The sequence below is a fragment of the Ensifer sp. ENS03 genome (assembly GCF_014852035.1).
GTDB classification, from domain to species: Bacteria; Pseudomonadota; Alphaproteobacteria; order Rhizobiales; family Rhizobiaceae; genus Ensifer; species Ensifer adhaerens.
Genome location: NZ_JACVAV010000013.1, coordinates 64,496 through 79,194 on the forward strand (window position 1 = coordinate 64,496; position 14,699 = coordinate 79,194).

At 64.7% G+C, this 14,699-nt stretch carries 12 protein-coding genes; 5 read left to right on the plus strand and 7 right to left on the minus strand.

The annotated features are described in order from the left end of the window. Positions 1 to 129: 129 nt before the first annotated feature. The 3 genes from adiC to IB263_RS30360 form a co-directional block, all read right to left on the minus strand. Positions 130 to 1,695 carry an arginine/agmatine antiporter gene (gene adiC, locus IB263_RS30350; protein WP_192439428.1) on the minus strand — a complete coding sequence of 522 codons (1,566 nt, stop codon included), beginning with the start codon at positions 1,693 to 1,695 and terminating at the stop codon, positions 130 to 132. Between the two features lie 22 nt (positions 1,696 to 1,717). Further along, the gene (locus IB263_RS30355) at positions 1,718 to 4,012 is read right to left on the minus strand and encodes an Orn/Lys/Arg decarboxylase N-terminal domain-containing protein (RefSeq protein WP_210338351.1); all 2,295 of its coding nucleotides are present in this window, start codon (positions 4,010 to 4,012) and stop codon (positions 1,718 to 1,720) included. Between the two features lie 62 nt (positions 4,013 to 4,074). Next, entirely contained in the window at positions 4,075 to 5,457 is a 1,383-nt protein-coding gene (locus IB263_RS30360; RefSeq protein WP_246811122.1) for an amino acid permease, read from the minus strand. 288 nt (positions 5,458 to 5,745) lie between these two features. Here IB263_RS30360 and IB263_RS30365 point away from each other — a divergent pair, with 288 nt between their 5' ends. The 3 genes from IB263_RS30365 to IB263_RS30375 all read left to right on the plus strand — a co-directional run bounded on the left by IB263_RS30365 (position 5,746) and on the right by IB263_RS30375 (position 8,117). After that, entirely contained in the window at positions 5,746 to 6,804 is a 1,059-nt protein-coding gene (locus IB263_RS30365; protein ID WP_089043667.1) for a P1 family peptidase, read from the plus strand. A 71-nt stretch (positions 6,805 to 6,875) separates the two neighbouring features. Further along, positions 6,876 to 7,736: a D-amino-acid transaminase gene (locus IB263_RS30370; RefSeq protein ID WP_090299175.1), complete on the plus strand. Its 861-nt coding sequence runs from the start codon at positions 6,876 to 6,878 to the stop codon at positions 7,734 to 7,736. Positions 7,737 to 7,772: 36 nt separating this feature from the next. After that, entirely contained in the window at positions 7,773 to 8,117 is a 345-nt protein-coding gene (locus IB263_RS30375) for a hypothetical protein (protein ID WP_210338352.1), read from the plus strand. Here IB263_RS30375 and IB263_RS30380 read toward each other — a convergent pair. Next, positions 8,114 to 9,013 carry a LysR substrate-binding domain-containing protein gene (locus tag IB263_RS30380; protein ID WP_192439430.1) on the minus strand — a complete coding sequence of 300 codons (900 nt, stop codon included), beginning with the start codon at positions 9,011 to 9,013 and terminating at the stop codon, positions 8,114 to 8,116. The genes IB263_RS30375 and IB263_RS30380 overlap by 4 nt on opposite strands. 84 nt (positions 9,014 to 9,097) lie before the next feature. Continuing rightward, positions 9,098 to 10,618, minus strand: coding sequence for a serine hydrolase (locus tag IB263_RS30385; RefSeq protein ID WP_192439431.1), 1,521 nt, complete (start codon positions 10,616 to 10,618; stop codon positions 9,098 to 9,100). Positions 10,619 to 10,863: 245 nt separating this feature from the next. Here IB263_RS30385 and IB263_RS30390 point away from each other — a divergent pair, with 245 nt between their 5' ends. Continuing rightward, positions 10,864 to 11,904, plus strand: coding sequence for a dipeptidase (locus IB263_RS30390; protein WP_192439432.1), 1,041 nt, complete (start codon positions 10,864 to 10,866; stop codon positions 11,902 to 11,904). A gap of 25 nt (positions 11,905 to 11,929) precedes the next feature. Here the strand turns inward: IB263_RS30390 and IB263_RS30395 are convergent, their stop codons facing one another. Then, complete coding sequence (locus IB263_RS30395; RefSeq protein ID WP_192439433.1) at positions 11,930 to 12,799, minus strand: LysR family transcriptional regulator; 870 nt, start codon at positions 12,797 to 12,799, stop codon at positions 11,930 to 11,932. Positions 12,800 to 12,965: 166 nt separating this feature from the next. On the opposite strand from IB263_RS30395, the gene IB263_RS30400 reads away from it, so the two are divergent. Continuing rightward, positions 12,966 to 13,937 carry a quinone oxidoreductase gene (locus IB263_RS30400; RefSeq protein ID WP_034790126.1) on the plus strand — a complete coding sequence of 324 codons (972 nt, stop codon included), beginning with the start codon at positions 12,966 to 12,968 and terminating at the stop codon, positions 13,935 to 13,937. A 58-nt stretch (positions 13,938 to 13,995) separates the two neighbouring features. Here the strand turns inward: IB263_RS30400 and IB263_RS30405 are convergent, their stop codons facing one another. Then, on the minus strand, positions 13,996 to 14,676 hold the full coding sequence (locus IB263_RS30405; RefSeq protein ID WP_210338354.1) for an XRE family transcriptional regulator: 681 nt from the start codon (positions 14,674 to 14,676) through the stop codon (positions 13,996 to 13,998). Positions 14,677 to 14,699 lie beyond the last annotated feature (23 nt).

Below are 14,699 nucleotides of genomic sequence, written 5' to 3' on the forward strand. Positions count from 1 at the left end.
CGGCCTGAGCGGCGGGGAGTGGGGACGGGTGCCCAATGGCCGAACGCGGTGTCCGCTTAGGGACATTTCGCTTGGGCTCCCCAGGGTATAGCGCGAGGGGCGGTCGTCGCATCACCGCCCCTTACTTTGTCACTGAGCTGGCTGCTGTTCAGCCGGCAGCATTGCCGCCGGAGACCCGGCGGCTGGCTGCGTGGTGCTTTCCACCGGTGGCACCGGTGAGCGCGTGCGCAGCGTCTCGGCGCGATGGCGGCCGACCGAGACCCAGAAGAGCGCGACGAGGGCGACAATCGTCACGGTCACGGTGACATAGCGGATCCAGGTCGGGGCGTGCCCACCCGGATCGATGTGCTTCTCGTCGATCTCGCGCTTGCGGGTGATCGCAGCCGAATAAAAGACGATCGTCGAGATCACGAAGATCAGCGACCAGCGCGTCTGCTCGCCATCGGAACCGATCAGCGCAACGAGGCTGTAGATCGCGGCCGCCAGGCCGATGATGACGTACCAGTTGTAGGTGCTTGCAGGCATCTTCTTGTAGCCGAGCACCTTGATGGAGATCGCCGAGTAGATATAGGGCAGCAGCGTCATGATCACTGCGATCGAGGCGATCTTGCCGAACTGCTCGCTGGCGGTCGGCGACATCGTGGCGAAGACCTGCACGGTCATGATCACGGCAACGATCGCAAGGCCGGCCGAGGGCACGCCCTTGGAATTGACCTTGGCGAAGATCGAGCCGAAGAGGCCGTCATCGGCGGCGGCCTTCGCCGTCTGACCGACGAGCAGCGTCCAGCCTGCAAGCGAGCCCAGGCAGCCGAGTGCGGCGCAGATCGCAACGACGGCACCTGCGGTATCGCCGAGCGCCAACCGCGCGGCGTCTGCGAAAGGTGCCGAAGACGCGATCAGCTCCTTGTTCGGGATCATGCCCATGATCACCGTCGACGACAGGATATAAGCAACGGCCGCGAGAATGACGCCGCCGACGGTGGCGATCGGCACGTTGCGCTGCGGGTCGCGCACAACGCCCGCCGAGACCGACGCGCTTTCGACACCGATGAAGGCCCAGAGCGTGAAGTTGAGCGTCGCCATGATCGCCGCCCAGCTGTCCTTGCCCGATACGTTCCAGCCCTCGGAGAAGGTCGCCGGCGAGAACCAGAACCAGCCGAAGATCGCCATGCCGAGGATCGGCACCAGGGCGAAGGAGGTGGTGAAGGACTGCAGCCGCCCGACCACGTTCGGCCCGAGAATGTTGGCGTAGGTGAAGAACCAGATGAGCGCCACCTGCGCCAGCGCCGAGACGAGCGGATCGCGCAGCATCGGGAAGAAGGCGGTGAGGTAACCGAGACCCGCGACCGCCAGACCGACGTTACCCACGACGTTGGCGAGCCAGTAGATGAGGTTCGTCTGGTAGCCCATGTAGTCGCCGAAGGCCTTGCGCGTATAGGCGTAGGGTCCGCCGGCGGCGGGGTCGATCGCTGCCAGCTTGGCGAAGGTCAAAGCCAGCGCGATCGCGCCGGCGATCGTGATCAGCCATCCGAAGACGGCGATGGAGCCGACTGCGGCAAGGTTTGCCGGCAGCATGAAGACGCCGGAGCCCATCATGTTGCCCGCGACCATCAGGGTCGCGGGCGCGAGGCCGATCTTGGCGGATTCCGCGACGCCCGCGGATGTGGTTTTGGAAGCCGTATCGACAGCAGCCATTGTTCTCGCTCCTGAAGCCGGGTCAGCGGGTCAACACATAGACGCGGTAGAGGCCGTCCTCGACCTCCACCCCGTGCGTGTCATGGGTGAAGCCCGGGAACCGGAGATCATAGGCCTCCAGCGCCTTGAGGTAGCCGAGGACCGGACCATCGGCGGGCCCAGCGTTTTCGCCCGGCATTAGAAGCGGGATGCCGGGCGGATAGGGCACGACGCCCGTTGCGACCGTGCGGCCGGCCAGATGGTCGAGCGTCACCTGTTCCACCTCGCCGCGCACCAGCCGCTCGTAGGCGCGCACCGGGCTCAGGTCCGGATGTGGCAGGACAGAGAAGCCGGCGGCCATGGAGGCGGTGGTCTTCAGCTGGTCCATCGCCTGGAACATTGTGTCGGCGAGATCCTTGAGACCCATGCCGGCGTAGCGTTCCGGGTGGTCCTCGATCAGCGACGGGATGGCCACTTCGAGCGTGAGGTTGGCGTCGTAGTCGCGCTTGAAGTCGCAAAGCGCGCTGACGAGCGAGCCCCATTTGCCCTTGGTAATGCCGAGCGAGAAGAGGAACAGGATGGTGAAGTCGGTCGTCTTCTCGACAACGATGCCGCGGGCATCGAGATAGGCGGTGACGAGGCTTGCGGGGATGCCCACCGGCATCAGCCCGCCGCCGGGCGCAACACCCGGTGTGACGATCGAGACCTTGATCGGATCGAGCATGCAATAGCCGTCCTCGATCTCGCCGAAGCCGTGCCACGCTGCCCCGGGCTTCAGCACCCAGCAGGACGGATCGGTCGCGAGGGATTCCGGCGAGGCTTCATGGAAGGGGCTTGTGCGGCCGGTTTTCGGGTCGCGCACCGTATCCGGCTGCCAGCAATCGAAGAACCAGTCGCCGCGCTCTGCCGCGTCGTTGGCCAGCCGCGACATCATCAGGCGGAACGCCACGGCTTCCTCGATCGACTCGTTGGTGAGCGCCGCGCCGCCGGGCCCGTCCATCATCGCCGCCGAGACGTCGTTCGAGGCAATGATCGCGTAGTTCGGCGAGGTCGAGGCGTGCATCATGAACGTCTCGTTGAAAATGCCATGCGGGATCGGCTTGCGGCCGTCGCGTACGTGAATGAAGGACGCCTGAGAAAGGGCCGCCAGCAGCTTGTGCGTCGACTGGGTGGCAAATACCGTCGGCTTGTCGGCCGTATGCGCCTTCGGATCACCGTGCATTGCGTGGCGGTCGCGATAGATCGGGTTGAAGCGGGCGTAGCCGTACCAGGCCTCGTCGAAATGCAGGCGGTCGACGCTGGCGCCGAGCAGTTCCTCGACGCGGGTCACGTTGTAGCAAAGACCGTCATAGGTCGAGTTGGTGATGATGGCGTGCTTTGGCTCCTTGTCCGAAAGGTCCGCGGCAAGCGGGTTCTGGTCGATCGCCTTGCGGATCGCGACCGCGGTCAGCCGTTCCGGCGGGATCGGCCCGATGATGCCGTAGTGGTTCCGGGTCGGCACCAGATAGGTCGGCACGGCGCCCGACATGGTCATCGCGTGTTCGGCCGACTTGTGGCAATTGCGGTCGCACAGCGCGATCTGGTCGCGGCTGACGCTCGCCATCAGAATGACGCGGTTGGAGGTCGAGGAGCCGTTGGTGACGTGGTAGCTGCGGTGCGAGCCGAAGACGCGGGCAGCGTATTTTTCACTGGCGCCGATCGGGCCGGAATGGTCGAGCAGAGATCCGAGTTCACCGACCGAGATCGAGAGATCCGAGCGCAGCAGCGGTTCGCCGAAGAACTCGAAGAAGGCGCGGCCGGGCGGCGACTTCAGGAAACCCGTGCCGCCGGTGTGTCCGGGCGTGTGCCAGGAGTACTCGTGCACCTGGGAGAACTGGGCGAGCGCCTTGAACATCGGCGGCAGCACGGTCGAACGATAGCGCTCGATTGCCGCCTGGATACGGCCGCCGACGAAGTCCATCGTGTCTTCGAGCATCCAGACAAAATCGTCGACCTTCGCCATGATATCGGCCGGAACCGACGAGGCGACGCTGCGGTCGGCGAGCAGCAGCAGCGGAACGGTGCCGTTGCGCTTGCGCAGCGCCTCGACGACGCCGATCGATTGTTCGTGGCCGTCCGACCCGAGATCCCAGTCGACCAATACGCATTGGAGAGCGGGGTCCGATCGGATCACCGCAATACCGTCATCGGCGCTTTCTGCGGTCACCACCTCGATCTGGCGGCGCTCCATCTCCGCGATCAGCGACCGGACGGCGCGGCCTGCAGCACTTTCCTCGCTGATCTCGTCGTCAAGAACGAGTGCTTTCATGCCGAGACGGCGGTGACCCCTGTTTAACATGCTCATATCCAATCCTCTCTCTAGTTCGGTGCTAGGTGCAGGTGGGGGTATTCTTTTTGACGTCAGCCAGTGGACGGCTCCTTCCTTTCGACTGACAGGTAGACGGGCAGTGCCACGAGCAGCAGCAGGAGGCACCAGAGGCCCGCCTGAGGTCCGCTGCCGTAGACCGTCCAAAGCGAAAAGATGAAGGCGACCAGGGCATAAGGCTTGTAGGGGCCAAGGCGGAAGCCGCCCCATTCCTCGTCGCGCGGACGTGTGAGTGCCAGGAACAGCGCGCCCTCGACGAGGCTGCAGAAGACGTAAGGCACCATGGCTGCGGTGGTCGAAAGGTCGACGGCGAACCTATAGACGGCCATCAGTCCCGACACGCCCGAGGTCTGCAGAACGAGAAGGGCCGAAGCAAGTAGCATCGACAGGACGATACCCCACTGCGGCACGCCACGGCTGGAAAGGCGCCCGAAAACTGGAGGGAACAGCCCATCGCGGGCCGCTGCCATCGGCACCTGAGCCATCAGCAGCGTCCAGCCGTTGAGCGCGCCGATCGACGAAAGAACGACGGCGGCCGCAACCAGCGTGCTCCCCCACCAGCCCCACATCATGAAGGCCGCATCGGAGAAGGGAGCGGCGGAACGCGCAAGCGTTTCGCGCGGGACCGTGCCCATGACCACGAGCGTGCCTAGGATGAAGATGAGGCCGCAGCAGAGCGTGCCGAGCACGGTCGCCCGCGGGATCGTGCGTTTCGGATCGTCGACATCGCCGGCCGGAACGGTGGCAGACTCGATGCCGAGAAAGGCGAACATCGTCAACGGTGCGGTCGCGGAGATCAGACCGAGCATGGACAGCCCGCTCGGGCTGATGGGTGTCAGGTTCTGCGGCTCGATCCAGAAGAGGCCGAAAAGCGCAATCGCGATGAAGGGAAGGAGTTTCAATCCGACGGTCACGATCTGGAAACGCCCGGCGCTCCTGACGCCGAACATGTTGATGGCGGCAACCAGCCACATGGCGGCGAGCGAAACCGCCGTGAAGCCGCCCGGCATATGCTGAAGGTTCGGGAAGAACACGCCGAGATAACCGGTGAAGGCCATGGCGATCGCCGGCAGCGACGCCCAGATCGAGATCCAGTAGGCCCAGGCGACCAGAAAGCCGGCAAACGGACCGAAAGCCATGCGACTGTAGGCGTAGGGGCCGCCGGTCGCGGGCCTGACGCCTGCGAGCCGCGCAAACACAAGGCCGAGGCACATGGCGGCAACCGCCATGCAGACCCAGCCGACGAGGGCTGCGGCGCCGTAGGGCGCGAGTGCGGCGGGAGAGAGATAGAAGCCGGAGCCGATGATGTTGCCGACGACGAGCGCGGAGCAAGCCCAGATGCCGAGGCTCGGCCGTGTCGCCATTTCGGGCGTCGTCTGCTGAGACCTGCCTGAGGTTGCATCAAGCGGCTTCGTCATGGATGGGAGGCTCCCTTGCCAAAGACGAGGCGAACTTATGAACTGTTTCTTATGGTTGCAACTGCTTTATTTCACTCGACTATCAGTCGCCGCGCTGACCCATGGGCCCATGCGGAAAAGTCTCATTCGGCTCATAGCTCCACGACCGACCGCGAAGGGCGGCGTTGCAGGCTTCTCATGAAACTATTCCATTTTTGCGATGCCGTTTTGCCGCCGATACAGGTAGGGTCGCCTGCGACGAAATGACTGCTTCGCGACCGCGGTGATGGGTGAGGAAAACGGCGAAAAATGACAAATATCAAGCATTTACGGCTTCGCGACATCGGTTTCCGCCCGGGGGCTTACGAACCCGGACCGCTCAATGCGATCACCGATGTGATGGGTGTCGCGGTGGGCCATGCCACCGTTGTCGAGGCCGACTGCATCCGCACCGGCGCCACCGCCATACTGCCTCATGACGGCAACCTCTTTCAGGACAAGGTGCCGGCCGGCTTCGCTGTGCTCAACGGCTTCGGCAAGTTTGCGGGCTCCACCCAGGTAGAGGAGCTCGGCGAGCTGGAAACGCCCGTCGTTCTCACCAACACGCTGGCGACGGGACGCGCCATCGAGGCCGTCAATCGCTGGACGCTGGCGCAGCCGGGCAACGAGAAGGTCGTGTCGCTGAACGCGGTCGTCGGCGAGACCAACGACTCCCGCCTCAACGATATCCGCGCCGGTCGCCCGACGATCGACGAGATCGGCGCCGCCCTTGCCGCCGCGAAGACCGGTGCCGTCGAGGAGGGGGCTGTCGGTGCCGGAACCGGCACGGTGGCCTTCGGGCTGAAGGGCGGCATCGGTACGAGCTCGCGACTTGTGAAGGCGGCAGGCGAGGTCTTTACGCTCGGCGTGCTCGTCCAATCCAATTATGGCGGCCGGCTCACCGTCTGCGGTCGTGCCTATGAGGCGCCGGCGGCACACGACCGCGACGGTTCGATCGTCATCGTGATCGCGACCGATGCGCCGCTCTCTTCCCGCAACCTCAAGCGTCTGGCCGAACGCGCCTTCGGCGGCCTGGCCCGCACCGGCGCCGCGCTCAGCAATGGTTCCGGCGATTATGCGCTCGCCTTCTCGACGGCTGCCGCCGTTCGTCGCACCAAGGCGCGCCGGGCCGCGATTGCCGACTATCCCGATCTTCCAAACGACCTAATATCGCCGCTCTTCGAAGCGGCCATCGAGGCGACGGAGGAGGCCATCCTCAATTCGCTGACCATGGCCCGCACGACGCATGGCTTCAATGCCGCGAACGGCAAGCCGAGCACGGTCGAGGCGATCTCGCTCGAACGGCTTCGCGCGCTCAGCGAACACTGATTTGTGCCCCTGGATCGCGTTCGGTGTTGCGGTCCATGCGCTTCTGCCAAACCAATTTTTACGGAGCCTACATGTCCCAGCCGTCCATCCGCACCGTCTATCTCAACGGCGAGTTTTTGCCCGAGAACGAGGCGCGCCTCTCGATCTTCGATCGCGGCTTCCTCTTCGGTGATGGCATCTACGAGGTCACCGCCGTGCTTGAGGGCAGGCTGATCGACAGCGCATCGCATATGGCGCGCCTGGAGCGCTGCGCGCGTGAAATCGATGTGCCTTTGCCGGTATCGACCGACGAGATCGTCGCGATCGAAAAGCGGCTGATCGAAGAGAACGGCCTTGTCGAAGGCATGGTCTATCTGCAGCTCACCCGGGGCGCCGAGGACCGGAACTTTCTGTTCTCCGAGGATATCAAGCCGACGCTGGTGCTCTTCACCCAGGCAAAGACGCTGGTGACTGCCACCACCAAGGGGCTGTCGGTCAAGACCGTGCCCGACCAGCGCTGGGCGCGCCGCGACATCAAGAGTGTGTGCCTGCTGCCGCAGGTGATCGCCAAGCGCATCGCCAAGGCTGAAGGCTGCGATGAGGCGTGGATGATCGAGGACGGGTTCGTGACGGAAGGTGCTTCCTCCACCGCCTACATCGTCACCGCGGACAACCGCATCGTCACGCGCGGCAACAGCCACAAGACGCTGCCCGGCTGCACCCGGCTCGCCGCTCTCGCGCTCGCCGCCGAACAGGGAATGACGCTGGAAGAACGCCCCTTCACGCTCGAAGAGGCGCTCAACGCCCGCGAAGCGTGCCTCACCAGCGCTTCGAACTTCGTTGCGCCGATCACCCGCATCGACGGCAAGCCTGTCGGTAGCGGTGAACCGGGCCCGGTGGTCAAGCGCCTGCGCGAACTCTATCTGGAACGTGCACGGCAGACGGCGATCTAGCCGACGGCCGGATCTCCTACCTTGGAAGAGCGAGAAATGAAGCAGGCTCAACGCGACGTCTGCCGGCGCTACGGGGCCGGGTTCGACGCGCTCGACCTATCTTGCAAGCTTGGTATTTCTGCCGGCGCATTGCGAGGGGAACAGCGGCTCAATGGGCTGCGGCATCCGCCCGAGAATGGAACGAATGGCTGGTATATCTGGGGAGGGGAAGAGCTATCTGCCGATCCTGAATTCTTCATGCCTCTCCATGCCCATCATCTGCAGAAACTTTGTGTTTCAGTGCTGCCGTATCTCGCGCTGCCTCCGGGCTGGCGCTTTCTGATTGCGCCTGACTACGAGGATGTCTGGTACGACAGCACACTTCTCGCGCCGCGTGACTAGGACCCGGCTTCCAGGCCCTGCCAGACGCGGCCGACGATCGGCCGGCGGTTTTCCTTGGCGCGATAGAGCCGGATCTCGACACTGACGTCCCAGTGCGGGTCGGCGGCCCTGACCAGCGAGCCGTTCGCCAGCTCATCCGTCATCAGGCTTTCGGGCACCCAGGCGATGCCCCAGCCGGATTCGGCCATGGCTTTCAGCCCCACCGACATGCTGCCTTCGTGCACCCTTTGCGCCGGCGGTAGCTCGCGCCCGATCAGATCATCCAGAAGCTGGCCGAAGAACGACGATTTTTCGTAGCTCAGATGCGGGAACGGCTTCGTGCCGCCTTCCAGCCGGTGCAGGGGCTCCCCTGCTTCATTCGCCGCCGAAACGGGGATGATGCGTTCGTGGCCGAGCACGCGATGTTCGAAGGCCTGCGGGTCGAGCAGGTGCGGGACCTGGGTATGGGCGTAGGTCAGCAGGAAGTCGCATTCGCCGTCGACAAGCGAGTTGAGGTTTTCCTCCATGCTGCCGGAATCGGGGCGAAGTCGGGAGAAGAGCGGCCCACTCCGGGCGTTGACCCGTGTCATCCATGCGGGAAAGAAGGTGAAGGAGAGCGTATGCAGCGCTGTCAGCTTGATGGTGCGGGCGTCGGAGCCTTCCTCCTGCTGCAGATTGCGCCTTGCCTGGTAGAGCTGTTTCAGAGTCTCCTGCGCCACCGGCACGAATTTCGACCCCGCCTCCGTCAGGCGTGAAGGATAGGTCGCGCGGTCGACGAGCGTGGCGCCGAGCCAGGCCTCCAACTGCCGGATGCGGCGGCTGAACGCGGATTGGGTGACATGGCGCTCGTCCGCCGCCTTTGAGAAGTTCAGCGTGCTGGCGAGCGCCAGAAAGTCCTCAAGCCATTTGATTTCCACGGGCATGCACTCCTGAAGTCTGGTCCGTCATTCGCCGGCGACCGGACTTCTTTTGTGGCAGCGCCCGCGCGTCATCAAGAAAAATCAGGCGCGGCGGCGATATTCGATCATCCGGGCTCGGCTTGTCACCAGTTCGAGGTGATCGGGCCCGAGGAGATGCAGGCAGATGCGCTTGACCCAGGGCCCATCGCTCAGCGTGAACAGGAAGCGACCATTGCCAAGGGGAGTGAGCTTCATGGTCTGACGTACGGGGCCGACGCCCATCAGGACCGCGCCGTTCTCGACCGTGAATTCCGCCCTTTCGTCGGAGCGCCAGACCCCGGAGAGCGACGCCGGCAGCGGCTCATGCGTCGCCGCTGGAAGGAAGCACCGTGCCGCATGGCCGACCTCGCCGACAAGGGCGGAGCCGTCGCGGCGCAGCCGGACAGGGGATGAGGCCGAGCGCGACGAGGCCCAGCCGTCGCCGTCGTCATAGAGCGTCTCATCCGCATCGAGATAGGTGCAGGTGCTGCCCTTGACCTCGACCCACCAGGGACCGGCCTCCGTCACGTAGAGACCGTCGCCGAGATCGGCTGCCGGGGTCGGCAGAGGAATGCCGGTGAGCGCTGCCATGCTTTCGAGCGCGATCTTGTAACCGTTGGTGTCCTCGCGGTTGGAGACCACGACGAAGCCGGCGCGCGTTTCGGGATCGAGGAGGAAATAGGTCTTGTAGCCGGGATGTGAACCGCCATGGCCAACGAATTCGCGGCCGCCGAGCGACGAGTTGCGCAGGCCGAGCCCGTATCCTGTTGGTCGCCCGTCGGCGAGATATCGGGGCGCCTGCAACTTCTGCAGAAGACCGGCGAAGCGGCCTTCGCCACCGAGCAGCGCCTGCAGCCAGGTGGCAAGCGCCCCGGCGCTGCCGGTGAGGCTGCCCGATGCGGAAATGTGCAGGCCAGCGGCAGATAGCTGCCAGGTTTCGCCCGAGTGCCAGTAGCCGGGAACGAGGTCCCTCACCGGATCGTTCCAGACATCCGGCGCCTTCAGCGCGATGCCAAGCGGGGCCGCGATTTCCCGTTGGACGAAATCGTTGAAGCGGAAGCCCTTGCGCTCCAAAGCCGCTTCGATGAGGCGATAGCCGGTGTTGGAGTATGAGACCTCGGTGCCGGCGTCAAAGTTCAGCCGCTCCAGGCGTGAGAGGTACTCCAGCAGCGGTCCGGCCCTGGTCTCCGTGTAGACGGAAAGGCCGAGCAACGACAGGCATTCGCGGGTATCCGGCAGGCCGCCACTCATGTCGAGCGCCTGCCCGACCGTCACGCGCGCAAGTGGCGACCGCAGTTCCGGAAGATGCTGGCCGAGCGGATCGTCGAGACCGATAAGGTCGGCGTGGGCGAGCACCATTGCTGAGAAGACGTGCTTGGTGAGGGACGCATAGCGCACGACGCTGTCGAGCGTGAACGGGGCGGATGTCGCGAGGCTCTCGACGCCGGCCGCATGCGAGAAGCGCGGTCCGGATGCATCGAAGCCGATGACCGCGCCGCCCGGTTCGTCTGCCACCCATTGTGCGGTCAGGCGCCTCGCAGCCGCTTCGGCGGCTTGCCAATCCAGCGATGCCGGCTTCGTCATGTCCATTCTCCAATTCTGGTCGCAGTGGTTTCCCACGCGTATCTCCGACTAAGCACGACAGAACCTCGTGCCGCCAATTCCGATTCCGGCAGGGCCTATGCACGGTTTGCATTTGCCCGGCCCGCCTGCATTGCGTTAGGCCGGCGGGGAAAAAGGGTGCGGTTCCCGCACCCAATGTCTATGGTCCGTCGGCGACTATCCATGAGTCGCACTTGAGGACAACAGGTTGAGAAGGCGATCCAGAATTGGCGACGCAAGCGAAAATCCCGGTCTTTGACGGACATAACGACGTGCTGTCGCGGCTCTGGCGTTCGCCGGGCGGCGCTGCCGAGCGCCGCTTCCTCGATGGCGTCGATACCGGGCATATCGATCTCGACAAGGCCGCGGCGGGTAGCCTTGCCGGCGGCCTCTGCGCCGTCTACGTCGCCTCGCCCGGCCTTGCCAAGGATGGCGGCGGCGAGTTTGCAACGCCCGATCAACAAAGCGCACTCGAAGCCACGCTCGGCATGACGAGCCTGCTGATGCGGATCGAACGCCAGTCGGAGGGCCGGCTGAAGATTTGCCGCAGTGCTGCCGATATCCGCGCCGCCATGGACAAGGGTGCCTTTGCCTCGGTGCTGCACATCGAGGGTATCGAGGGGGTCGGCGCCGATCTCGACGCGCTCTATGTGCTTCACGCCGCGGGTCTGCGCACGCTCGGCCCCGTCTGGAGCCGGCCGAACCTCTTTGCCTATGGCGTTCCCTTCCGCTTTCCCTCTTCACCCGATATCGGTCCAGGCCTCAGCGAGGCCGGCAAGGATCTCGTGCGCGCCTGCAACGAGCTGAAGATCATGCTTGATCTCTCGCACATGAACGAGCAGGGCTTCTGGGACATCGCCGCGCTGTCGCAGGCGCCGCTCGTCGCCTCCCATTCCAACGTGCACGCGCTCTGCCCGCATAGCCGCAACCTGACGGACCGTCAGCTCGACGCGATCAGGGACACCGGCGGTTTGGCCGGCATCAACTTCGGCGTCCTTTTCCTGCGCGCGGACGGGACCAGGAACACGGATACGCCGCTCTCGCTCCTTGTCGACCACATCGACTATATCGTCGAGCGTATCGGTATCGATCATGTGGCGCTCGGCTCTGACTTCGACGGTACGGCCATCCCTGCTGCGATGCGCAGCGCGGCCGATCTGCCGCTGCTCGTCGACCTGCTGCGCACCCGCGGCTATGACGATGCGGCACTCGCAAAGATCTGCCACGGCAACTGGATCCGCGTGCTGGAGACAACCTGGGGCGGGTGAGCGTCGCGCTCAGCCGCGAAGGACGTTAGGTCCTTGAAGCGATCGGCAAGCCTTCGAGCAGCACGCTGATCGCGCAATCGACGACGGCCGATCGCCGATCCCTGGCAAAAAGCCCATACTGGACGGCAAACGGCTTCGGTACGGCTGACGAGGCGGGCAGCGCCCGCATCGTGCCCGCGCGTATCGCGTCCGGCGGAAGCAAACCAATGCCGAGCCCGTTCTCGATCGCGGCCTGCAGCGCCGTGATGCTCTGGCTGGTAAAAGTGATCCGGTGTTCCCGGCCTTGGTCGGCCAAGGTCTCGATCATGCGGCGGCGCCAGAGGCAGGGTGCGGCGAAGGCAACAAGGTCGATCGGTCGGGTCTCGTCGAAGGCGTAGTCCGTCCCGCAGACCCATTGCAGCTCCACATTCCAGGTGGTGAGGGCGTCGGCGGTGACCACGGAGGTCGGCACGACCATGATATCGAGGTCGCCTTCGGGCCAGGTCTTTCCAAGCGCCACGCATTGCTCGACCACCACGTCGAGCCGGATCTCCTGGTAGCCGCGCCGCAGTCGACCGAGCGCTTCGGGCAGCGCCGTCGTTGCCACTTCCTCGGCCAGGCCGACCCGCACGCCACCGCTCAGGTCGGCCTGCCGCAGCCGCGCCGCCGCTTCGTCGCCGAGCGCCAGCATGCGCGTGGCGTATCCGAGGAACAATTCGCCTTCGGGTGTCGGCACGACGCCGCGACCGGTGCGGGTGAAGAGCTGTCGGCCGAGCAGATCTTCGAGCCGGCGCATCTGCATGCTCAGCGCCGATTGCGTGCGGCCGGTCTGGGTGGCGACGCGGTTCAGGCTGCCCTGCCGGCAGACCGCGACGAAGCTGCGCAGGAGGTCGATGCCGATCTGGTCAGATATCATGAAGTTTGAACTCTGTTGTCATTGATATCAGTCTACACGGGCAACTCACGCATGGCTATCTGTCAGATGTGATCAGCGAGGAAGGCGAGGCAGCATCAGGCAGATCGGCATCGGCCGCCGCCTGGAGGCTGCCAGGACCAGCCAACTCAACCAGAGGACCAGATCCATGAAAGCTATCCGCGTGCATCAGCACGGCGGGCCCGATGTGCTCGCCTACGAAAATTTCGAACTCGGCGAACCCGGCCCGGGGGAAGTGCGCGTGCGCAACCGGGCGATCGGCGTCAACTTCGTCGACATCTATTTGCGCAGCGGCGCCTACCCGCCGCCGCAGCTTCCATTCATCCCAGGTAAGGAGGGAGCCGGAGAGGTGGTCTCTGTCGGGCCCGATGTCGAGGGCTTCAAGCCGGGTGACCGCGTTGCCTATGCCGAGGCGCTCGGAGCCTATGCCGAGGAACACAATGTGCCGGCCCGTGTCCTCGTGCATCTGCCTGAGGATATCGACTTCGAGACGGGTGCGGCGATGATGCTGAAAGGGCTGACGGCGCAATATCTGTTGCGTCGCACCTTCCGGGTCGAGGCCGGCCACACCCTCCTCGTTCATGCGGCCGCGGGCGGTGTCGGCCTGATCCTGACGCAATGGGCGAAACATCTTGGGGCAAAGGTCATTGGCACCGTCGGTTCGCCGGAGAAGGCCGAACTGGCGCGGGCCAATGGTGCGGACTACGTGATCGACTACGGCAAGGAGAACTTTGCAACGCGCGTGCTCGAAATCACCGAAGGCGAGGGGGTCGACGTCGTCTACGACAGCATCGGCAAGGCGACGTTCGAAGGTTCGCTCGACAGCCTGCGCCCCTTCGGTCATTTCGTCAGTTTCGGCGCCGCTTCCGGCTCGATCCCTCCCTTCGACATCACGACGCTGGCGCAGAAGGGATCGCTTTATGCCACCTGGCCGCTGTTACCTGCGCATCTATCGCGACGCGAGGACGTGCTGGCGATGAGCAAGGATCTCTTCGACGTTGTCGCGCGCGGCGCGGTCAATATCCGCGTGCACGCGCGTCTGCCATTGGCCGAGGCAGCCGAGGCGCATCGCCGGCTCGAAGGACGCCAGACGACAGGCGCCTTGGTGCTCCTGCCGTAAGGCCAGCGATGGGGCGATATGTTCTAAGAACTCGTGGCGGCGCTGGCTGTGGCGCCCGTCACTTGCCTTCGGCGATCCCCTCGAGCCGGTTCTCGGCCCGGGTCACGGCGAGGCTGTCGGTGGGGCTTCCTGAGGGCGCTCCGTCGCCGAAGACGTCCATGGTGCAGGTGTGCAGGATCGTGGTCGGCTCACTGGTGTGGTTCCACATCGTATGGGTGCGCAGCGACGGGAAATGAGCGGAATCGCCCGCTTCGAGAACCATCGCTTCGCCGTCCACCTCCAGCGTCAACGCTCCCTTCAAGATGAAGAAGATTTCCTCTCCCTCATGCGACATTGGCTCGCTGCGATGGCCGGGCGGCTCGTGGATAATAGTGCTTCTGAGCACGTTGCCGGGAAAGGAGGCGGAGAGCCGCTCATAGGAGACGGCCTTGCCGCTTTCTCCGCCGAGCCCATACACCGGACGGTGTTCGCGCCGGGTAAATGGCGTCGCCACCTTCGGCGGATTGAGGAAGCTGCCGGCCTCGACTTTCAAGGTCCGGCAGACGGCGATCAGCGAGGTCAGCGACGGGACGGTGATGCCGCGCTCGATCTGCGAGATGAAGCCGACGGAAAAACCGGCCTCGTCGGCGACCTCTTGAAGCGTCATCTTCAGGGCCTTTCGCCGTTGGCGCAGGCGATCGCCGAGCGGCGGCGTTTCTGCCTCGCCGGGCGAAGCGCCGCTGGCATGGTCCGTCGTCACTGTCTGTCCCCTTCTCGTCTCTC

Bases quoted from the DNA above. Each gene is read 5' to 3' on its own strand.
- adiC (WP_192439428.1), bottom strand. From the start codon at position 1,695: ATGGCTGCTGTCGATACGGCTTCCAAAACCACATCCGCGGGCGTCGCG.
- IB263_RS30355 (WP_210338351.1), bottom strand. From the start codon at position 4,012: ATGTTAAACAGGGGTCACCGCCGTCTCGGCATGAAAGCACTCGTTCTT.
- IB263_RS30360 (WP_246811122.1), bottom strand. From the start codon at position 5,457: ATGACGAAGCCGCTTGATGCAACCTCAGGCAGGTCTCAGCAGACGACG.
- IB263_RS30365 (WP_089043667.1), top strand. From the start codon at position 5,746: ATGACAAATATCAAGCATTTACGGCTTCGCGACATCGGTTTCCGCCCG.
- IB263_RS30370 (WP_090299175.1), top strand. From the start codon at position 6,876: ATGTCCCAGCCGTCCATCCGCACCGTCTATCTCAACGGCGAGTTTTTG.
- IB263_RS30375 (WP_210338352.1), top strand. From the start codon at position 7,773: ATGAAGCAGGCTCAACGCGACGTCTGCCGGCGCTACGGGGCCGGGTTC.
- IB263_RS30385 (WP_192439431.1), bottom strand. From the start codon at position 10,618: ATGACGAAGCCGGCATCGCTGGATTGGCAAGCCGCCGAAGCGGCTGCG.
- IB263_RS30395 (WP_192439433.1), bottom strand. From the start codon at position 12,799: ATGATATCTGACCAGATCGGCATCGACCTCCTGCGCAGCTTCGTCGCG.
- IB263_RS30400 (WP_034790126.1), top strand. From the start codon at position 12,966: ATGAAAGCTATCCGCGTGCATCAGCACGGCGGGCCCGATGTGCTCGCC.